This window comes from Candidatus Nitrotoga sp. 1052 (genome assembly GCF_927312905.1).
In the GTDB taxonomy this organism is placed as follows: Bacteria; Pseudomonadota; Gammaproteobacteria; order Burkholderiales; family Gallionellaceae; genus Nitrotoga.
On sequence record NZ_CAKMHQ010000012.1, the window covers coordinates 72,083 to 91,704 of the forward strand.

Below are 19,622 nucleotides of genomic sequence, written 5' to 3' on the forward strand. Positions count from 1 at the left end.
CGCATTATTCGCTCCCCGATGGCGCATTTGGCGCATTTATGGCGCGTTTATTCAAAAGTCGATAGCTCGCCCCACGCCCTCTCCCTCCAAGTTCAATGAGGCCTTTTTTAACCAGTTCATTCAGATCTCGCGTAGCCGTCCGCTGGGGGCAACCCACAGCTTTCTGGTACTCCGCGTTGGTAATTACATTATTTGACTTCAGATAGACAATAGCCTGCAACTGCCGGTCATTCAGGCCGCATCCCGCCAGCACTTGATCCGTCAGCCAGTCGCGCCAAATAACAGTGGTGAACCCGCCACCCCGTTGAACGAAGTCCGGTTCAGGCAGTTCGTGGGCGATGCACTCACGAATCATCATAAGGGTGCCGGTGCCATATTTTTCGATGTAACTGGCGAGAAAAAGTGCCTCGCAAAGCCGATGGTTGCGAGCAATAGAGCCATGAGGATGGCGCAAACTTTCTGTTGTGAGTGGCGCTGATAGCGTGCCCGGATTCCAAACTTCGACGCGATCAGCGAAGACAGAAACCTGCACGGCTCCCGCCGAGGTATAGTCGCGATGGGCGATGGCATTCACAATGGCCTCGCGGATAACATCGGGCGGAATTTCATAACGGATGGGAGCCTGATTGCTTTCGGCGCGAGTGCCCACACTGCGATTGAGTTTTGACATGACGATGTCCACAGCCATATCCACTTGCCCGAAAACAGTTTCTTTGAAGATGCGGTAAAACGGCACCGGACGCTGAATTTCGGTGCCATGAAAGTGCATGCATCGTATTTCGGCGCAGGGCAGAAAACGCTGCGGATCACGTCCAAAAAGGAGCAGTGCGGCATTGGTGGGATGGCCTTCGTGGAGCAAATGCAAGTGCGTGAGAACATCCATTAGCGGTGCGTTTTCCTCCAATGGAAATTGACGCCCTGCGCGAGCCTGGCGCACGAAGCTTGTTACTTTACTGGCGTCCAGATCGTCTAGCGTTGCGTCCGAGCATGGCCTTTCATCAAAGGTGCGATTTTGAATGACGCCGCATGATTCGAGGTGCTCCACCAAGCTGGCATAAAGTGCGGTGTTCAGTTCGTCACTGGTGTTGAATCGCCGACGAATGAGCTGGTCTCCTGCCTTGTGAATGAAAGCCTGCATCTTGGGATGCCGCTGCTGATTATCTGTCCCTTTGATAAAAACGAGGCGGGGCTTGCCCTGAATGGTGGCACGATCAAACTCTCGCTCGGTTGGAGACACGCCCTCGGTGTCCTCGAATCCGTAGTCATTGCCGAACAAGCCAAGGTATATGGCGCAACGATCCACTTCAGCAAGATAGACCGCGTCTGTCCGCCGATCACTGGCAGGCAATTCCTCAAAGAGAAAAACCGTAAAAAAACGACGCAGCAGAAAATCGTTTTCAATAAATATTTTTACCGCATTGCGTTCCGCTGCCAACTCTTTCTGCACACTGCTGATAAAAATTCCGAGTGGGGTCATTATTTAAAACACTATTCGGGTAACAAAATATAAATGCCAAGCAAGTCCATCGGCAACACGGGATAGACTACCTGAAAACGCTGTTTGTCCATAAGGGCGCTGAAGCGTTCGTGAGCTTCGACGAGGCGCTTGGACTGCTGTTCGGCAATCACCCTAAATTCCGAATCCAGATTGCTCAGGAGCTTGACTTCATTCTCCAGAAAGCTGGCACGGGCTTGGGGTGAAATGTCCGAAGAAGCACGCACCTCGGTGAGAATCTTTATTGCTTCAGCATGATCAAGGAACTCCTTTTGCTGCGGTGTTCCGCGCCAGCCCCACAGCAGCATTTCTTCGGCGACGATCTGATGATTTGCCTTGGTCTGCTCAATGACGTTACGGCAGCGAAAAAGCAACAAGGTGGTCTTGATGCTGACCTGACGGGTGCGGATCACGGATGTTCGGGCAGCTCTTCTGCCTGATCGCGCCAGCGTGTTAGCCATAACAAACTGGCAGAGCTGTTCGACAAAGCGATGGTTGCGCCCCAGGTAGTGATAGCCCTCCGGTGTCGGCGATTGAAAAGATACTTTGAGCGGGTCGCCGGGCGGTAGCAAGTCTCTGAGTTGCGTGGGCAGATTGCCCATCACGACGCGGAATCCCTTGGCATCCCTGCTGACCTGCACGCCGAGCAGATTGTTCAGCACGGAAGTAACAAAATTCTCAACAGCCTTTGGGTCTCCGATTGCTTCATCGACTTCCCGCAGATCAGCCTCGATTTCCTGCGCCTTGATGGCATTCTGGGCAAAGATGCCGCGCGAGGTTTTCTCTCTCTCGGCGGCTTCTTCCAGTTTGCGAGTGACGGTGGTGCGGGCAGTTGCTGCTTCGTCAAGCTGTCCGAAGTCGAATTCAAACTGGTTTTTGCCGACGCTCTTTTTTTCGATGTGGCGATTGGGATTAAGGAGCAGCGCTTGGGTGATGGTGTCGATGATGCTCTGTGAATCTTCGGGGAATGGGACGTTGATACCCGTGGCACGTTTGATCTCACGGACCTTGCGCAGAAGGACTTCGAGGACGATGCCATCAATAGGATTGTCGGCGCCGTAAAGAAGACACGCTTTGACGATAGGCGCCATTTGCCCAAAGCGATCAACACGGCCCTCGCGCTGCTCTAGCCGGTTGGGGTTCCACGGAAGGTCGTAGTGCAGCACACCGGTGAAATACTCTTGCAGGTTAATGCCTTCGGAGAGGCAGTCGGTGGCCACCAACACCCGTAGTGGCGACTTGCCCATTTCTTCAATACGCTGTTTGCGCAACTCGTCCGGCAATTCACTGGTGATGACTTGCAGATCGAGCTTGGGAAATTTCTTTTTGAGTACGTGCGCAAGTTGTTCGCCGATATATTTCGCTGTGGCTATGTAGCGGCAGAATACAACAGGATTTAACCCGCTTTTCAACCAGTCGTCGAGGATCAATTCGGCTGATGCCAATTTATTGTCTTGCTTGATGTTGCCTAGCTGTTCGAGTTGCTTGGCAAACTCGCGCAGTTCCTGCCGCTGACGCTGCGTCCAGTCATTGCGTTCGACGATCTGGGTGGGCGTGTTGTCACTCTCGGCACCGGATTCTGTATCGCCAACGGGGTTTTGTTCCAGTTCGAGGATGATCGCATCGCTGGCTTCGTCACCAGCAGAAGAGGCCAGGTTGGTGAGGCGGGTATTGAGCATCTCGATGCCCGCAGCGGGGCTGGACATAACACCTCGCAACAGAGCAAGTGCAGTCCAGTAATGCACGCGCTTGGTCACTCCACGCGCTGGGTCAGGGGCAATCAGGCGACGGGCGAAACCGATAATATCTTCGAAAAAGATCAGGTATGCGGGTGAAAGCTCGCATGGCCACTCAAAGGCATCACGTTTTGGAAACGGGGTATCTTCGCCCAGCCACTTTTCGACATCGCCACGCTTGCGCTGCACAAAGTGTTTTGCGAGTTCGCGCCGTTGCTGTTGAGTTGATTCCGGAATATCCAGACCTTCAAAGTCTTTGCGTAACAATCCAAGTAGCGACTGAAATTCCTCTGGCTTTCCGCTATGTGGTGTGGCCGTGAGAAGAATAAGTTGCTGCCCAGGTTTTTCCGCGATGCGGCTGACCAAGTGGTAGCGCTGCTGCTGGCTTGTCGATGCTCCTGCCGGGCGAGCATTTGTGTGGGCTTCATCGACGATTACCAGTTCCGGGCACTGTTCGACAAATACGTCTCGCCGAGTATCCGACTTGATGAAGTCAATGCTGATGACCTGATACGGATAGTAATCGTAAACGCTGGTATCGCCTTGAATCTGGCGGTCTAGCCTTGCCTGGGTGTTGGAACGGATGATGACCGCCTCAATATCCAGCTTGGAGCGAATTTCGTTTTGCCATTGATCGCAAAGATGCGGCAAACAGATCACAGCGAAACGCTTGATTTTGCGTCGTTCCAGCAACTCCTTGACGATGAGCAACGCCTCCACAGTCTTGCCGACACCTACATCGTCGGCAATCAGCAGGCGTACCGATTCCTGACGCAGTGCCATGATGAGCGGCACCATCTGATAGGAACGTGGGCGGAAAGAAAGCTTAGCCAGAGAACGGAATGGCCCTGATCCATTGCGGAATGCCAAGCGAGCCGAATCATAGAGCAAGCGCGCGGAGCTGATGTCGCCCAGATCTTCGGCTGAAGGAGGCTCGAAATTGGCATCCTCTGGCTGATCAGATTTTATTGCAAGTGGCAGGTAGATTCCGGCAATTTCGTCATCAGAGCCGCCCAATGGCTTGACGACCAACAGGTCAGAATCGTCAGAAGGAAGAACGATCCAGTCGCGCCCGCGCAGAGTGACCAATTTTCCGGGCTGAAGGAGGTCTGTCATCTGACTTTTCTAAAAATATCAGGGCGGGCCGCTATTATCTCGACAAGGTTGTCTTTGTAATAATAAACCCAGACTTCATCACCTTGCGCCATGATCGACTGGCGCTTAATTTCATCATCAGCCTGAATTGCAGGCTCATCATGGGGGGTGCCATCACAGAACACCCAAATGCGTGGCTCATAATAAAAATCTGGCTGCACATAAAGCCCATCAACACGCTTCTGAGCAGCGTCCGGCAAGCGCAGTCCATTGTCGTATAGGTATTTTATGAACTTACTCTCAGTCGATGAGGTCGGGTCGAGACCGCGTTGCAGTGCCTGATATTGCTCGTCATAGCTACCAAACCCGGTGTTGGTCTGGATTTCAATTGAGCAAATTCGCAATTTTTCCAGCGCATCCTTAATGAAATGACGATCAATGATCTTGTGGTCACGCTGGTTGTAATAGCTAAGCAGGTCGTCGTAACTGGCTGGCTCTTTGTAGTCCTCATCATCAAAGCGGCATAAAGAAATGGCCTGCGAAATTACATCATGAAAAACGTTAACGTCTTCCACAAACTGCGACAGGATACCGAGACTGCCTTCTGCCGCTTCGTACAACAAGATGTTTGGTGCTTCATGGTCGCCTATCGCAACCACGCCAATCTCATTGGGCTCAACTTGAAATACACGTTCAATAGCCCGTTTGAGTGCGTGTTGTAGCGTAATGACACCTTCCGGTTTCAATCCGAGCGGCTGGACAGGTTCGATATAAAGGGCATCGGCAAGATTGGATGTCCAGAGTTTGACCAAACGGAATTCTTCTTTGAGGTTTGCGTCAGGCTCAGGAATGGTGCCGCGCCAGTCTCCAGAAACCATCCCGATGGGGAAACCCTCAGTTTTTTGTGCGCGCCATTGGGTATTGACATGGACAAGACGGGCGGCCGGAATGTAGCGTAGATTGAGCAGCGCATTTTCGCTGGTTTTTGCTACAGCTTTGCGAATTCGCTCAGTATGCCCACCATCAACTGAAAAATAAGTTTTGATCTCATACCCACGCGAAACGCGCTCCTCTTCTTCGCAGGAGATTCGATCAATTTCTTCAGCCCTGGATTCGGACATCTCAACCAGATTATGGATATGTTCCTTTTGTGAGTTGTCTGATAGGTCAATACCTGAAAATGGACATGTACTGTTTTTGGCCTCATCACCCGTCATGAAATATCCGGTCTTGGTACTAACCTTGGCTTCTGTCAGCGCCGATTCAGCATCCTGAATAACAAGCTGGCTTACCCGATATTTCCGGCCATTGTGATAGATGATGTTTAGCGGGCCGAATTCCCGAAGAGCAATAGACCTTGGGCGCGAAACAAATTCACCAGCGGAATCCCCTGTAGGGAGAAATACTCGCAGCGGCAAGCGAGTAAAGTTATAGCCGGGCAAAAATCCTTCAGATGCCAGATAGCGATAAGGGTAAAACTCGGAAAGTTCAGTGGAACGTCCAGACAGGTCGTTGCGCAATAAGTCCAGCTGGCGTGTTGCCTGATCCTGATTGCGTTTATGCTTACGATATTCATCGCTTCCAAGGCTTAACGTACCGCTATCAATCTTTTGTGTGGCGCGGCTGAGTATGGCTCTGGCCGATCGGTAAAGCCGCCGCCAGCGAATTAACGCGCTATCCAGATTGTCTGCAATCTTCAACAGGTTCTGCTCAATCCAGAGGTCGGAATACCAAGTTATTCCATTGGCTTCAAGGTCGCCCTCAAAATCTCGTATAGCCCGTTTGAAAGTGGACTTTATCTCGTTGAATGCGGCCTGAGATAATTCCAAGCCTGAACGAACCTCTTTCGATAGAGGCATAGCATCGTTGTCATCAACAATCAGGCGCATTATTGACGCCTTTCCTGTTCCTACATCGTCAACGCCTGGCATGCCAATTTCTGAAGCAACCAGGGCATTCAAGTGTGATGCCAGTAATTCGCGATTACAAAGATCCAGCCGTGGCGCCATGACTGCGCCAGCCACCAATTCAACCTGCTTATTAAAGTAGTGTCTGTCGTGTGGAGAATAAGTTGAACAATAGGTAAATACCAGTGCAGCCTGACCACTCCGCCCAGCACGTCCTGACCGTTGTGCATAGTTGGATGGATTCGGTGGCGCGTTACGCATGTGTACGACACTCAAATTGCGTATGTCGATGCCAAGCTCCATCGTAGGAGAACAGAACAATGCACTGATCTTTCCCTCACGGAACAAATCTTCCCGCTCGATACGCACATCCGTGTTCAATTGCCCGGTGTGATCCTCTCCACGCAGCCGCTTGACCTTCGCGAAATCACGCAAATAAAGACTCTGAAAGAAAAAGTTTGGGCGCGGCGCTTGTTCTTTGTAAGATCGCTGCTTGATGACATCTGCCTTTACGGTCATGCAATCTCCCAGCTTCCAGACAATTTTCTCCAGTCTGAGGCGATAGACTGGAACATCCTCATTTTTTTCGTTACGGGCCAGCTGTGACTTCAGGTAATCAGCTTGCTCAAGCATTGCCATGAGCCGCTCGATGAATATGCGGTAGTTCGGGCCTTTTAAATCAAGATCAATATTGTTCTGACGGACATAAGTCTTAATGAACTTGCCCAATGCACTGGCCGGTCCCATGCTCTTCGACGAAAACCTGGCGGACTTATGCAGCGGATCGTAGCGAATGAAAAAAGGCTCCCGAAGCTCTTCGTTCCGATCAAGTGTCCACGGGGCACGCAACATTTCGCGAAAGTGCTTCTCGTTTTCCTTTATTTTGGATTGTGTAAGGTAATTTTCACTATGAATGGCATATTCGAGTCTAAAGAAATCAAGAATCGTGGAGATGAACTCCTTACGATTCTCAAATGACAAGTCGCCTATCAGCGGAAAACTGTTCCATGCAGCGTCAGCAGCCCTGTTATCCAAGTCGGCATAGGTAACATTGAGCAGCGCGCACTGCTCCAGATTTGGCAAAACAATTCGCCAGCTTCGACGAAGGTCAGCAATGACGCGGTAAAGCAGATAGTCTTGAAAACATCGCTCGTAATTATCGCGGACTGAGGAAAATTGTGGCTCTTCGTTTCGGTTGCCAAATTCGGTGAACGGCACAGCCAGCGCCTTGAATATAGCCTCACCAAGTGTTGCAAAATTCAGTGTTTGATCTGGCGCAACCTCAAGTGCTTTGCGAATGCCGGCTCGCAAACGAACTACCTGAACAAAATCGTTGAAATGCCCCGCTTGCAAAGCAGCATCCTGGCGATTATCAGTAAAGCTGAGTAGCTTCTGGTCTTCCTGACGATACCCCGCATCATTGAGACGATTGAGAATAGAAAAGGCGGTAATGGTGGTAGATGTGCTGCGTCCTTCACTGCCCAACTTCGTCAGCTTAGTTCCTTCGTTGGTCTTGGTGTCGTAAAAGACACCGGCAGTTGGATCAAATAACAGCGGAGCTTTCATGAACCAGCCCCACCACTTCATGGATTTTGTTTCAGAGCACTCGCCCAATTCATTGAAGAACAGCTTGGTCGGGAAGAAGGCTTTTTTCTTTGAGTCAGGTACTAGCCCAGACCTGGTTTGGCGCAACCAGGATTCGGGCAGAAGTTCACTATCTTCCAATGGGTCCCAAATGTCATCACCAATAATTAAATATCCATCATTAGACTCCAACTCTTCGTCGGAACTTGCTCTAAATTCTCGTGGCTCTAGTCGATTGCCAAGTTTTGCCACGCAAATGAACGCATGCCCACTGGGTCGGCTAAAGACATTCGGGAATATTGGTTTCTTTTCATTTCCATCAACTTTGTAGACACCAGGCTCAAGTGATATGAAGCGATCCTCATCCTGATCGAGTGTTGTATAGACAGAACCAGTCTGAGAAATAAACTGGTGCAATTTGAACGGCAGTTGCGTATAGCGATGCCCGGCATCCTGTGTGCTCTGGTTGACTACGCTAATCCACTGCAACAACTGTTTTAAAAAAACTTGGCATTGTTCGTCAGATTTTTCAGCATTAATAGCGAGAGACGTCGCAATTTCAGATAATTTTAGGGGCTTCCCACGTACCAAAAGCCCTTCACGCTCTTCTAGCGCAATCTTGTTCTCAAGCCAAATTGCAACAGGATGCGCCTTCAGCACATCTGCATCTGCATTTTGATCAACGCCAGTTTCAATTGCCTTCGCTAATAGTGATGTAGCTGGCAAATAGCCATCGTAACCTAGCGACCTAGCGAGGGTTTCATTGATGATTTGATCTGGAGTGAAAGTTTTTCCGAACAGTTTCGTCGCGACCTTGGCTACCTCGATACGTTGTTCAGCAAGCGAGCCCACAGAGACCATCGTTGCCGAGGTGCCAATGCACACAATCGGTTTAATACAACGGGCACGAATGCGACGAATCAACATGGCTATGTCCGCACCCTGCCGTCCACGGTAGGTATGCAGCTCGTCGAAAACTAGGTAACTGAGATTCTCATATATTCCGTCGCGTATTGATCGCTCGCGAAGGCGCGTCAGCAACAACTCCAGCATCATGTAGTTGGTGAGCAAGATTTGCGGCGGGTTATCGCGCATATCAGCGCGCTTATCTTCCTTTTCCTGCCCTGTGTATTGGCCGAAGCTGATTGGGAAAATTTTGCCCGTGGTCTTTTCGTAGTTGTCCTTGTAGCGGGTAAATTCCTCAAACTGAGAGTTGATCAGCGCGTTCATCGGATAAACGACAATCGCAGTTACTCCCTTAACACCAGGATTCGACAACAGGTGGTGAAAGATCGACCCAATATAGGTGAGGGATTTGCCCGAACCTGTTCCTGATGTGACGATAAAATCTTTGCCGGATGTTCCTAGACGAATGGCTTCTACCTGATGGCGATAAAGCAAATAACCCTTGAAGATGTCTCGGATGTCTGGGTGTATCACCTTCTGCTCTGCCAAGTCCTCAAGGCTGCCATACATCTCGAAGGAGGGATTGAACTGAAGTAACGGCTCTGGCCACAACTTCCCTTCATCAAGCGCCTGCTCAACTGTTTTGCGAATTGCGAGGTCGGCAATTTTGAGAAAACTCCGAATATAGGTTGCGTAGTCAGAGACTATATCGGCGTGTGTTTGGAAGACATTCATATTCGATTCTTAAGGATATATTTAGACCGACGAACTGGATACCTATATGTTTAAGCTAATCCATGACTTTTTCGTCGGCTTCAAGCTGACACCGAACAAGTGATTTATATTATCAATACTTCCATGTTCGATACCAAAAGGCTGCATGTCTATTCCGGCAGCAGCCATTGTTCTCCCATAGGCGGCGATTGTAATGCCTATGTGCTGTAATGTGCTGCAATGTCCAGCATAATCCTATTGCTTGATTCTACCTTACCCGAGTAGTGAACAGATGACGCGGCACTACACAATCAAAGATTTCTTCCGGCAGATGCTGAATGCTTTGCTTGCCCGATATTTCCAGGGACGTAATCTTTTTGGTGATCTGGGTTTTCCTCCATGAAGCGGTGAGGTGATTTACGAAAACAAGTGCTCAGGGAGGTTTTTGTTTTGGCACTGCAGCGTCTTCTCTAATTTTCGCCACGAGGAAGAGCACATTGATACCAAGTTTTTTGGGAGGGTGCTTCAACTACCAAAGTAGAGTACGGAGGTGGTTGTAGCGGCTACTGTTTTTTGTATTTGTGGATAACGACAACTCTGGTCGCAGCAATCAAACTGTTCAAGCCCAGCACCAGTTGTGTTAATACATCGTCAGGTAGCACCCAGATCTGCGTAGCTGGAGCATCTATTCCAGTTGCAGCAATAATCACTGGCACTGCCCACTCCGCGTCTGGCGTCACGTCGAGCAGGATTGCCCCCTCGGGGGTGTGCATAAAGATGTGACCCCCATGGGTGAGGCAGAAACACACCCCACAACCAGTCGAATTAGTCTTGGTAATGTACTGCTGTAATTCCATGTTGTACTGGTTAATCCAAGCTTCAACATGCTCCACCGAGAGCAGTTCCTTCCAAGGTTTCTCGATTGCCCACGTCGGATTATCGGGGTCAATATCCGAGGTTATGGCATCTTGTCGTTCTCTTTCTATCATGCGAGTAGTCTACACAATCCAACCAACGCCCGGCTCGCTGACTAGCGACATAGGCGTGTTCAGCTTAGCGCTTCAGGTCACGATAAAATTTTCGTGAGGGCCAATCGCCTCCAGATAAACCAGCTGCACACCATCGTCGAGTGTGTAACCCAGCAGATAGAGTTGCCCTTGGCTGTGAAATTTGTATACAAACAAATCAGCCAGGTCACCTTTTTTTCGTTCGCCGATGGAATGCTTTCTGGCGATCAGCTCGACCGCATCATCGACATCAGTCGCAACGTTGTCATTCAGTTTTTTGTACTGACGGGCAAATCGCCTCGTCTGTACAACCGCGTAACTCATGTACGCCGTTTGCGTGGCACAAAGGGTGTGGCCTGATTGCGCGGCTCACGCATCGATGCCAGTGCTTCCGCCACAAAACTCACCGGCAGATCAGGGTTGTCGAGTGATGCACGACCGATCGTCGCCCAATACTCAATCTGCCCGGCAATGGTGCGGTGCTCAACCAGCGCTTCAGCGCGCGCCTGCTCGTACAACGTGTCATCAATCCTGACTGGCATTCCCATCATTACTCTCCCAATAACCTTTACTACAAAAGTAGCGACATTGTAGCCGTGGCGAAGTAAACATGGCAACAACGGCATTTCCCTGCAATCGCTATCGAAAGCGGCAGGACACATTTACAAACGCGCTTTGCGGGTGGTCAATGTCTGGCAGCATGCTGCCGAGGATACCACCACCAAGCACCAGTATCGTCTGTAATGGTTGCGCGTTTAGCACACCTGAGACAAGTAATGACAATCCCGCAGCAATGCGGGTAAAGACGAGCATCATCCAGTCAAATTCGCTTCTGCAAATTACTGACCCACATCCAGGTCGCCCAGCCGATGGATACAATCGCCAAAGGGGCAACCATAGAAGGCACAGGTATCGGCAGCACCAGCCAGATTGCTACGCCAAACATCACTATCGTGGAGATAAGCACGCCTATCCGGTGACGAATGGGCGACTGCGAAGAAAACTGAAAGGTGCGTATCATCCTAGTTGAATAGCCGTCTATCGCCACCGCAATGGTGAATGGCATCAGGATGAACCAGAACAGCATAAGCAGGTTGACGCGGTACACGATTAACGAACCCCACAACCACGTTACAACAATCCGGTTCTGAATCCACTCTTTGAATGCGCCCGGCGTGTCTTGTGTATCTTTGATAGCGTCCGACATGCCCTGAATCTGACTCACGCTTACCGAAATCATTTTGCTAAATATCCACTGATCGGCTTGCTGCCCAGACAGCTCGGTTACAAACGCGCGTTCACCTGCGAGTGATTTCAGCAGGTGTTCCGGGGTAATGAACATCCATGTGCAGATTGCCACGAGCAAGGCTAAAACCATCCATAGGGCAGTAAAGTTCCCCTGCTCTTTCTGGTCTTTTGCCATGTCATTCCGCCTTCAAGATTGGCAATCTGCCTTTGATGACCCGCCCGCCTGACATCCTGGCCAAGAAGTGCAGCGGAGGAAGGTTACCAAGCATCGCGGCGGGGAACAACTCCACTTCTTCCGCCAACATGGATTCCTGATAGGACGACTGATATTCGTCCTGTATCTTCGCATCAACGCCATGACCGTACCTGATGCTTAGCGATTGTGCTTTGATCTTGGGCATGCTGTCGGCGATGTATTGTTGCGTCTCCGCGTCAATCACACGCAGCACAATTTGATTGTTGATGTTGGCGAGCACCTGGCGCGCCTTGTTCTCATCACCAAGCCGCGCAGGAAAATCCGCGAACGTCTGCGCCGCAATCGTCACCCTGAAGAGCGCGCCGCCGCCCTTGTTCATGAGCTGGATGGTGGGCTGGTTGATGACCTCTGCCGCTTCGTCGATAAAGAGATTGACCGGCTTGTTTGAGGCGATTCCATAGTTATAGCGATCACCGGCCACTGCGGTCAGATCGGCCAGCATGATTGAGCCTATGGCACTCCCGACCGTGCCATCAGCCAGGCTATCAAGGCCGAGATAGAGTACCTGGTTGTTGTTGATGATCTTCGCCATGTCGGTCGCTTGCTTTTGATCCCCTGTTTTGAATTCCGGCGACAGAAGTTCCGCCAGCGGCTCAGAGGTCAGCATGGACAGAATCGGGATGAGCGATGCGACCATCTTTTGGAAGTGGTCGCGGTTATGCTCGAAGGTTGAAATCAGGCCATCCAGATCCGACGACTGCGCTTCGTGGATGGCGATCTGCTTGTAGAAACCAATATAAGCTTCCAGTATCCGGTCACGATGTTTTTTCACAAACCCGCTGGAGCGCGTCTCCCATTCCGGCACGGTGTCGATGAAGTGATGGCGCAACGTGTTCAGCAGCAAGTTGTCCGCGCCACCTTCAATATAACGCTTCATGTGAACCAGATTGGGGCTCACGCCCGTTGCCACCAAACCGTTCACGATGTCGTTGAGCACTTTCCAGCCAAAGGCCGCAAACGGGTCTGCGCCGGTTTCGGATGGAATCAGCGCGGCAACCCGACTGGCTAGTTCGGTTCGGCGATTCCAGTTACGCATCGGGTCGATGGGCGTGGACTTTTCCGGGTGGGCGGGATGAAAGTACACGAAACGCTCCGGATGCCCCATTGCCGCACATATCCGTTTGGCGTTTTCCGCCAGGGCATGATCCCCTTTCGGGTCGATGATGATGACGGTTTCGTTGCGAATGATTGCCTGACCAATCAACAACTCCATCATTCTGGTTTTACCAACCCGCGTCGTTCCAACCAGCAAGGTATGGCCGACCAGATTGGCGATGTCCATAAACCGGTCAGTTTCTTTGTCCAGACCATGTATCCAGTACGCGCCGTCCAGGTGACGCTCGTTGGTGATCTTGCCGATGGTCTGTGCAACACCCTGCCCGATCAGTGCGTGCATCTGCTGCGATTCAACATCCGTCCAGTCAAAGCCCTTGCCAAGCCACACAGAGTTTTTTTGGGTCGCCACCGCTGTCTTGTTTATCAACTCAGGAATGGTGATGAATTCTTTGCCATAATTGTCCAGGCGCGTCAGGTTGACGTAACGGCGCCATGCCCCGATACCGCGATACAAGGCCATGCCGGTACAGAGAGTCATCGCAATCGCGCTGAACTTAACAGGGAGAGGGACTGGCATATATTTGGCCGCAATCAGTGTGAACAACGCAGCACCTGCCCACGAGGCCGACATCGTTGCCTCGAAATTTGGTCGCCACGGCGATTCCCACTCGTAGAATGCTTTCATCGGAGGCTACCCTCACTTTTGATGATGTGATTGAGCTGCCCGATAGCCTTGCCAATGAATGTCGCTTCGCGCCGTATGGCGCATAGCTCTTGTTCAGTGTCTCGCACCATGTCCATTTCCCATGGCTGGGCCAACTTGAGTAGTGCATCCAGGTTGTAGCCGTGCTTGCCTTTGGGTTTGCGAATAAGATTTTTGGTCATCCTGCGGGTTTTGGCGGCCTTTGATCCATACCAATGAATCTCGTACCACGCAACACCCAGGGTGTTGTCACGCATTCTGGCCTGTGCATACAAGACGCTCCTGTGCTCCCATGCTCTTGCCTTGTTTTCTGCCATGGCAAAATAAAAGTGTTGCTTGCACAAATCTGCCGCCTTAGTTTCAAGTGCTTCCAGCCGGACTCGCAAGATGCTGATCGCATCATCCACCTCCATTTCATCCATGACTTGCTCTTCCATGATTCTTTCTACAAAAGAAACAACTATTATTTGCTGTGCGGAATCTGTCGTTTCAGCGCAACTTTACTTCTACGCGCACCGCCGTTTCCGCGCGGCAGATGGGATCGATTTACAGCACACCGAAAAGCTCAAAGCGGAACGTTTTACAGAATTAACTTTCTTGTATTTCATCCGCTTAAATGCGGAACGATTTACAGAATCACTCAAACACAAGCGGAACGTTTTACAGGAATCGGCACAAGCCCTGGCGTGGCCCCCGGCAAACGGTAAAAAGTAACCGTCATTCCTTGCGCGTCCATTTCAATTCGATATTCCGGGATAGCGTTGTCCGTCAGCAGTCCTTGCACGGAATTTCTGAATTTGCGCAAGGGCGAGGAACACCCGGTCAAACGGTGCAATTCATTTAGGGATACAACCCACGGCTGCCACTCGCCACACTGTATTTTGGCGAGGATGTAGATCAGCCTGCGTAATGGCGCGAGCGAGAAGTAGTCCAGGTAAATGACACATACCTGCGTCCAGTCTGTCGCGCAATGATAGAGCCGCTCGGGCAGCTCAATACTCACCGCATCAATGCGTCCATCACGATCCCGTTCTGCCTCGTAACGAATCAAATTGAAGCTGTCGCTGCATTCCTTGATTTCATCTGGTGGGCAAATGTTCGTTGTTATCTTGCTTCCGGCAAGTCTATCCAGCGCCTGAGCCAAGCCATCGTATTGAGCCCCGCCGATCCCGCGTTTGCTGAAATCAAGAAAATCGCGTGCGGTAAATTGCAGATTGCGACTCAAATCCTTGTGCCGCTCATCAAATAGTGCATTGGCCAACCAACTCACGCAGTAAATCAAGACATCCTTGTCGCGCACAGTCGGAAGCCCCGTTGCGCTGGGTGTTATCTCGAAGAACTGTCCGTCCAGAGCGAATCGCCGAGCCTCTAAATCACGAGCAGATAACGAAAATGGCGAGCAGACGACAGGACGAGTGCTGGCCTTGCCTGCGCTCAACACATCCGCCAAGTAAAGATAAGTGAAGGACTCGGGCGATATGAGAACCGGCATTGGAGGTGTAGCGAAACGAATGTGTTGGTAGTTTAGTTTGTTCGATTTGGCACGATAGCGAGATTTTCGGCAAATTTGCCGAGAATCTGCCGAATTATATTTTCTCGCTCATCAATAATTCGCACACGTGCTGTGGACGTGCTGTGGCACTTGTTGGCTACGGTGGCTGCGGTGCAGGCGAACTGGAGACGTTCTGTAGATGTTGTGTAGTTAATTTCAAGGAGAAGGTAATGAGCGTGATTGGAATGGATATTGGTTACTCGAATTTAAAAATTGCCTATGGCGACAATGGTGGCGACCCTGTATTGGTGAACCGCCCAGCAGGCGCAGCCCCGTCGGATCACATCGGGCAAAGAATCATGGGGGATGACGATGCCGTGCGCGTTTTGGTGGATGGTCGCGAGTTCGCCGCAGCGATCAGCCACGACAGAATCGAAAACTGGGCGCGGGAGATGCACAAGGATTTCACCACAACGGATTCCTATCGTGCGTTGTTTTATTCCGGCCTGCTGCTGTCCGGTTTGAGTGAAATTGACAAGATTGTGACCGGGTTGCCAACCAGCCAATACTTCGACGCCAAACTTCGTGCGCGTCTGGTCGAGACCATGAAAGGCGAGCATCAGGTTACGCCATGCCGGAAGGTTGTAGTAAAGGATGTAAAGATCGTGCCTCAACCTTTGGGCGGGTTTGTGGACTACTTGCACGGACTCGCCGACCCGACCCAGGTTGAGGATGCCAGCGTTCTGGTGGTCGATCCCGGCTTCTTCTCGGTTGACTGGGTATTGCTGGTCAACGGCGAATTCAAGCGAGCCTCATCTGGAACAAGCCTGGATGCGGCCTCGGTCATTCTGGATGAAACTGCAGCATTAATTTCCAGGGATCATGGCGGCAACCCAGGCAGAGGAAAGCTGGAGAACGCGATCAGGTCAGGACGCAACACTGTATCCGTCTTTGGGGCGCGGATAGATATTGCACCCTATCTGGCAGATGCATCATCCAAGGTTGGCCACATTGTTGGCGCGCAACTTCAAGAATCGCTCAGAAAAGAAGATTCTGATATCGACACGATTGTGTTGGTTGGAGGAGGTGCTCCATTCTACGAAGCAGCAATCAAAGCCGCTTTCCATCAGGTTCCGGTAACCGTTGCCCCTGATTCTGTATTCGCAAATGCAAGAGGGTTCTGGCGTGGAGGTGCTGCCTAAGATGCGCATCACCATCAATTATTTCGAGGGATATCCAGAATTGCAGGCCGACCTGTCTGCATTCCCCCTGCGCGCCAGAGCGGAACGGATGCGGATGCTTGCCTCGCTTGGTTTGTCGGTTCTAGGTGGCGGGATAGCCATAAACAAAGCTCCAGTAGTTACCCCTGCTAAAGAAGCAACTCCTGATGTAACTCAGCCAGCCAGTCACGGCAGCCCGTCTGGGATCGTGAAAAGAATATTCGATCAGGTTTGATGCATGGTAGTGCTTGCGAAAACACAAATTATCGTCGATATGCGTCCAGCAATCGCGGTTGAGAGAAAGATCGAACGGCATCACATCGCATTTTTTCGGGCGATCATCCTGGACTGCTTGATCGAGCGTTCGGCCAACGAAGCGGGGTGTGGTTATACGGCAACATTTGACCGAGATGCGGCCAAAAATTGCGGGATGAGGTTGATCGGCTAAATTGCAAAAATAATTGAGTTACTGAAGGCAAAAATGGGAATCTTGATTTTGTTGAGCATCGCGATAGTAGCGATATTTGCATGCTACTGGTTGACTGTCGGCGCGTTTCGGTTGCTGATCCGCCTTCTCGACCTTCCAAAATACCAAGATGTGGTCGTGCCGTCCAAATATGATTTCAAAACCGTGGTTGAGTTTAATAACCCGCTTACCCAGTACGTTTACGATTTGATGGCCGGGTTTAAGCATGCAACCGAAGATAGCGGTATCAAGCTTGGATGGAGTTTTGTGTTCTTTGTCGCCTTGGGTGCAATGGCGTCTTTTGTTTGGGTGTTAATCATTGCGGTTATAACCCTGTGGTTTTTGCTTTGGGCATCTCCCTCTGCAATGAGGGCAGCAAGATGGCGTGCCAAGACTTTCAAGGACTGCACCGCTGAAGACTGGCACAAGACTCACCTCTGGACAATGAAGTCCGAATTGCGCCAGCAGGAAATGGCAAGTGCAATTAGGCGGAGCGGCGTAGGCGGTTTGCATCGCTGAGGCCAATTGCTTTAATTGTAGTAGTTCAGACTTAAACAGACAGTTGCAGTCCGAACAGATCGAATCATATGGCTCGGCACAGGACAAAAGAGGCAATTTGCGAACGACTGGTATTCGGCGTCCAATCTGGCAAAATAAGCTTCTGGAATGTGCCAATGGACTGCTGCTCAATACCCCAATGGGGAATGCACCCACTTCGGCCATTGCTGCCGGTGGCGTCCAGATGAAACTACGACCGATACACAGCCATCAGCGGTCATAGACGCTGAAATCATTCAGAATGGCCGCTTTTTTGAAACGCGACCGTGTGCTTTCGACACATTGCTGCCGGTGGCAACTAGAGTGGAGAACGACCGGTATGCAACGTACACCGGTCATTGGCTTGGAATGCCGCTGAACGGCCGCTTCCAACTTCGGCGACTGCGTACTATCGACACATACCGGCCATCTGACTTTCCGGAAAGCAGACGTTCAAGGTAACTGGCGCGGCGCGGCTTTATCGCGCAGCGTCCGGTTGACCGCAGGGTTAGCCCACTCTGATTTTAGCAATGATAGATTCATCATGAATACGAGCGGGAAGCGTCGCGTTGCCCAACATGAAATGTTTCGCGATTCTGTGAACACCATCAAGAATCCATTGCTTGTCTTGCAACTTCAGTATGTCTATCGGATATTCCACCTCTGTCTGATGTAAGCGTTGAGCCTGATAGCTGAGGCGCCAGGGTTACGAATGACATCGATCAGGCAAGTGTCGAATAGCAACCCACGGCAGGGCACCGATGACCATAGCGGTAGATCCAAGAGATAGGCGAATTCAGAACACGAAACCTGAACTGTATCCGTGTCGACTGCCCAAACCTTGCACACATCCCAGTTGAACGGAAGGATGTGCTCTTTAAGAACTTCGGGAATCACTTTGGGCATTGAGTGGGCTACGTAAAATTAACTGGCTCCGCGCTTTTGCGGAGACCAGGTTGAATGTCGGGTTGGGCATCATTTCGCGAGGAACGTGACCATGAAGGATGATAGCTCAGACACGGCTACCTGTAGATTTCTTGCAAGAGACTCAAGCGGCTGTGATGTCAGCACTTCTTTTGCATGGGACAATCCATGTTTGCGTTTAGCCGTTATTTTCAGTCGCGTGGCTTCCGTTGGATCAGCGGTCTGTCTAATCCAGAGCGAGTGCTGCACTGTATTTGGCCGTTGTTCAAGGTCGGATAGGCGGCTGACAAGTGCCTTAAGGTGGTCGTGCTCCTGCGCGTCTTTACATCGGTATTGAAACAGTGAAACTAAAAGGTCGAGTTTGCGCGAAAACGACATTTCTGCGGTGACCATTTGACCTACATGTTGCTCCGAACTGATAAGCGACCAAATGAATGAGCTAAGCCAGCTTTCAAGCTCAGCAAATGCAACGCTGATTTTCCCAATGGCTAAACAATGTTCATCACTGATGCTCATGAGATCGGTTCCTATGATGCCCAACGTAAAAGTAAGGGGCTGCGCGAATAAAGCCTCGCGCAGCCCCTCTTGACTGTAAGGTTAGCTGTTTTCATAGCGCAGTATGCAGGAATGCAGGCGCTTCAAGTGTGGCATATAGAACTAGTGCTCGGCTACCCATAAGGCAAGATACCGAACGCCAGCCGAGGGGTGACAGTTCTTCGATTTTGACATCTTTCATTTCAACGATGGAGGCTCTTGTGCGTGTGATATAGAAGAGGAGATCGATATTTGCTTTGCAATCGATGTACTTCTCTTCGAACGCCAGCTTGTGTGCGTTGTCACGAACCAGGCCATACCCGCTGACAACAGGTGGCACTTCATAGACAAAGCCAGGCCCTACAGTGTCTTGCAATGTCTTCGCCTCCATCACTCGGCGATACGTATCCTTGATTTCGTCCCCACGTCGAAAATTGGGGTTCGGTATTTCCTTGATTTGGAATCGTGCCTGACGAAATTCGATATCGACCTTGCTGTACTGAGGATGGGATTGCAATTCATCGTTAGTAAAAGGAACAGACAGGCAGTTGAGGAACTCTTCTACGACCCAGCGTTCACGATCTTCTTTACCTGGGTTTGAATAGAACCGATGGCTCTCCGCCCAATAACGTTTCATTTCGGCGAGTATACCTGCTTCGGAGGTCGACATCTGATCATTCATGGCAGCTAACGACGCTGTAGAAAAACCCCATTCTGAACACCTGATTCAGCTTTGGGTAGA

17 protein-coding genes are annotated in these 19,622 nt (G+C 50.8%); 4 read left to right on the top strand and 13 right to left on the bottom strand.

Features of this window, described 5'->3' with window-relative positions; genetic code table 11:
- Window positions 1–4 precede the first annotated feature (4 nt).
- From MJ768_RS02410 to MJ768_RS02460, 11 genes are all read right to left on the bottom strand, one after another.
- Window positions 5–1,477, bottom strand: a complete 1,473-nt coding sequence (locus tag MJ768_RS02410; protein WP_239287738.1) for a DUF4062 domain-containing protein — start codon at window positions 1,475–1,477, stop codon at window positions 5–7.
- An 11-nt stretch (window positions 1,478–1,488) separates the two neighbouring features.
- Entirely contained in the window at window positions 1,489–4,347 is a 2,859-nt protein-coding gene (locus tag MJ768_RS02415) for a helicase-related protein (RefSeq protein WP_239287739.1), read from the bottom strand.
- Entirely contained in the window at window positions 4,344–9,458 is a 5,115-nt protein-coding gene (locus MJ768_RS02420; protein WP_239287740.1) for a DEAD/DEAH box helicase, read from the bottom strand. Before MJ768_RS02420 ends, MJ768_RS02415 begins: the two co-directional genes overlap by 4 nt.
- 542 nt (window positions 9,459–10,000) lie before the next feature.
- A complete protein-coding gene (locus MJ768_RS02425; protein WP_239287741.1) occupies window positions 10,001–10,426 on the bottom strand; it encodes a hypothetical protein in 426 nt (141 codons plus the stop codon).
- A gap of 72 nt (window positions 10,427–10,498) precedes the next feature.
- Window positions 10,499–10,768 (bottom strand): type II toxin-antitoxin system RelE/ParE family toxin, encoded by a 270-nt coding sequence (locus MJ768_RS02430; protein ID WP_239287742.1) that lies wholly within the window; start codon window positions 10,766–10,768, stop codon window positions 10,499–10,501.
- The gene (locus MJ768_RS02435; protein WP_239287743.1) at window positions 10,765–10,995 is read right to left on the bottom strand and encodes a ParD-like family protein; all 231 of its coding nucleotides are present in this window, start codon (window positions 10,993–10,995) and stop codon (window positions 10,765–10,767) included. The genes MJ768_RS02430 and MJ768_RS02435 overlap by 4 nt, the downstream gene beginning before the upstream one ends.
- Before the next feature lie 88 nt (window positions 10,996–11,083).
- Window positions 11,084–11,260 (bottom strand): metal-dependent hydrolase, encoded by a 177-nt coding sequence (locus tag MJ768_RS02440; protein WP_239287744.1) that lies wholly within the window; start codon window positions 11,258–11,260, stop codon window positions 11,084–11,086.
- Window positions 11,261–11,264: 4 nt separating this feature from the next.
- Entirely contained in the window at window positions 11,265–11,867 is a 603-nt protein-coding gene (locus tag MJ768_RS02445; RefSeq protein ID WP_239287745.1) for a DUF4400 domain-containing protein, read from the bottom strand.
- Window position 11,868: 1 nt separating this feature from the next.
- On the bottom strand, window positions 11,869–13,689 hold the full coding sequence (gene traD / locus MJ768_RS02450) for a conjugative transfer system coupling protein TraD (RefSeq protein WP_239287747.1): 1,821 nt from the start codon (window positions 13,687–13,689) through the stop codon (window positions 11,869–11,871).
- The gene (gene mobI / locus MJ768_RS02455) at window positions 13,686–14,144 is read right to left on the bottom strand and encodes a conjugative transfer protein MobI(A/C) (RefSeq protein ID WP_239287748.1); all 459 of its coding nucleotides are present in this window, start codon (window positions 14,142–14,144) and stop codon (window positions 13,686–13,688) included. The genes traD and mobI overlap by 4 nt, the downstream gene beginning before the upstream one ends.
- A 203-nt stretch (window positions 14,145–14,347) precedes the next feature.
- Window positions 14,348–15,199 carry a replication initiator protein A gene (locus MJ768_RS02460; RefSeq protein WP_239287749.1) on the bottom strand — a complete coding sequence of 284 codons (852 nt, stop codon included), beginning with the start codon at window positions 15,197–15,199 and terminating at the stop codon, window positions 14,348–14,350.
- 230 nt (window positions 15,200–15,429) lie between these two features.
- Here MJ768_RS02460 and MJ768_RS02465 point away from each other — a divergent pair, with 230 nt between their 5' ends.
- The 4 genes from MJ768_RS02465 to MJ768_RS02480 are packed head-to-tail and all read left to right on the top strand — an operon-like array spanning window position 15,430 to window position 17,404.
- A complete protein-coding gene (locus MJ768_RS02465) occupies window positions 15,430–16,401 on the top strand; it encodes a ParM/StbA family protein (RefSeq protein ID WP_239287750.1) in 972 nt (323 codons plus the stop codon).
- Window positions 16,367–16,654 (top strand): hypothetical protein, encoded by a 288-nt coding sequence (locus MJ768_RS02470; protein WP_239287751.1) that lies wholly within the window; start codon window positions 16,367–16,369, stop codon window positions 16,652–16,654. The genes MJ768_RS02465 and MJ768_RS02470 overlap by 35 nt, the downstream gene beginning before the upstream one ends.
- A 3-nt stretch (window positions 16,655–16,657) precedes the next feature.
- Window positions 16,658–16,867 (top strand): hypothetical protein, encoded by a 210-nt coding sequence (locus MJ768_RS02475; RefSeq protein ID WP_239287752.1) that lies wholly within the window; start codon window positions 16,658–16,660, stop codon window positions 16,865–16,867.
- 33 nt (window positions 16,868–16,900) lie between these two features.
- Window positions 16,901–17,404: a hypothetical protein gene (locus MJ768_RS02480; RefSeq protein ID WP_239287753.1), complete on the top strand. Its 504-nt coding sequence runs from the start codon at window positions 16,901–16,903 to the stop codon at window positions 17,402–17,404.
- 993 nt (window positions 17,405–18,397) lie between these two features.
- Here the strand turns inward: MJ768_RS02480 and MJ768_RS02485 are convergent.
- Both MJ768_RS02485 and MJ768_RS02490 read right to left on the bottom strand, forming a co-directional pair.
- A complete protein-coding gene (locus MJ768_RS02485; protein WP_239287754.1) occupies window positions 18,398–18,862 on the bottom strand; it encodes a hypothetical protein in 465 nt (154 codons plus the stop codon).
- A 91-nt stretch (window positions 18,863–18,953) separates the two neighbouring features.
- A complete protein-coding gene (locus MJ768_RS02490) occupies window positions 18,954–19,550 on the bottom strand; it encodes a DUF1780 domain-containing protein (RefSeq protein ID WP_239287755.1) in 597 nt (198 codons plus the stop codon).
- Window positions 19,551–19,622 lie beyond the last annotated feature (72 nt).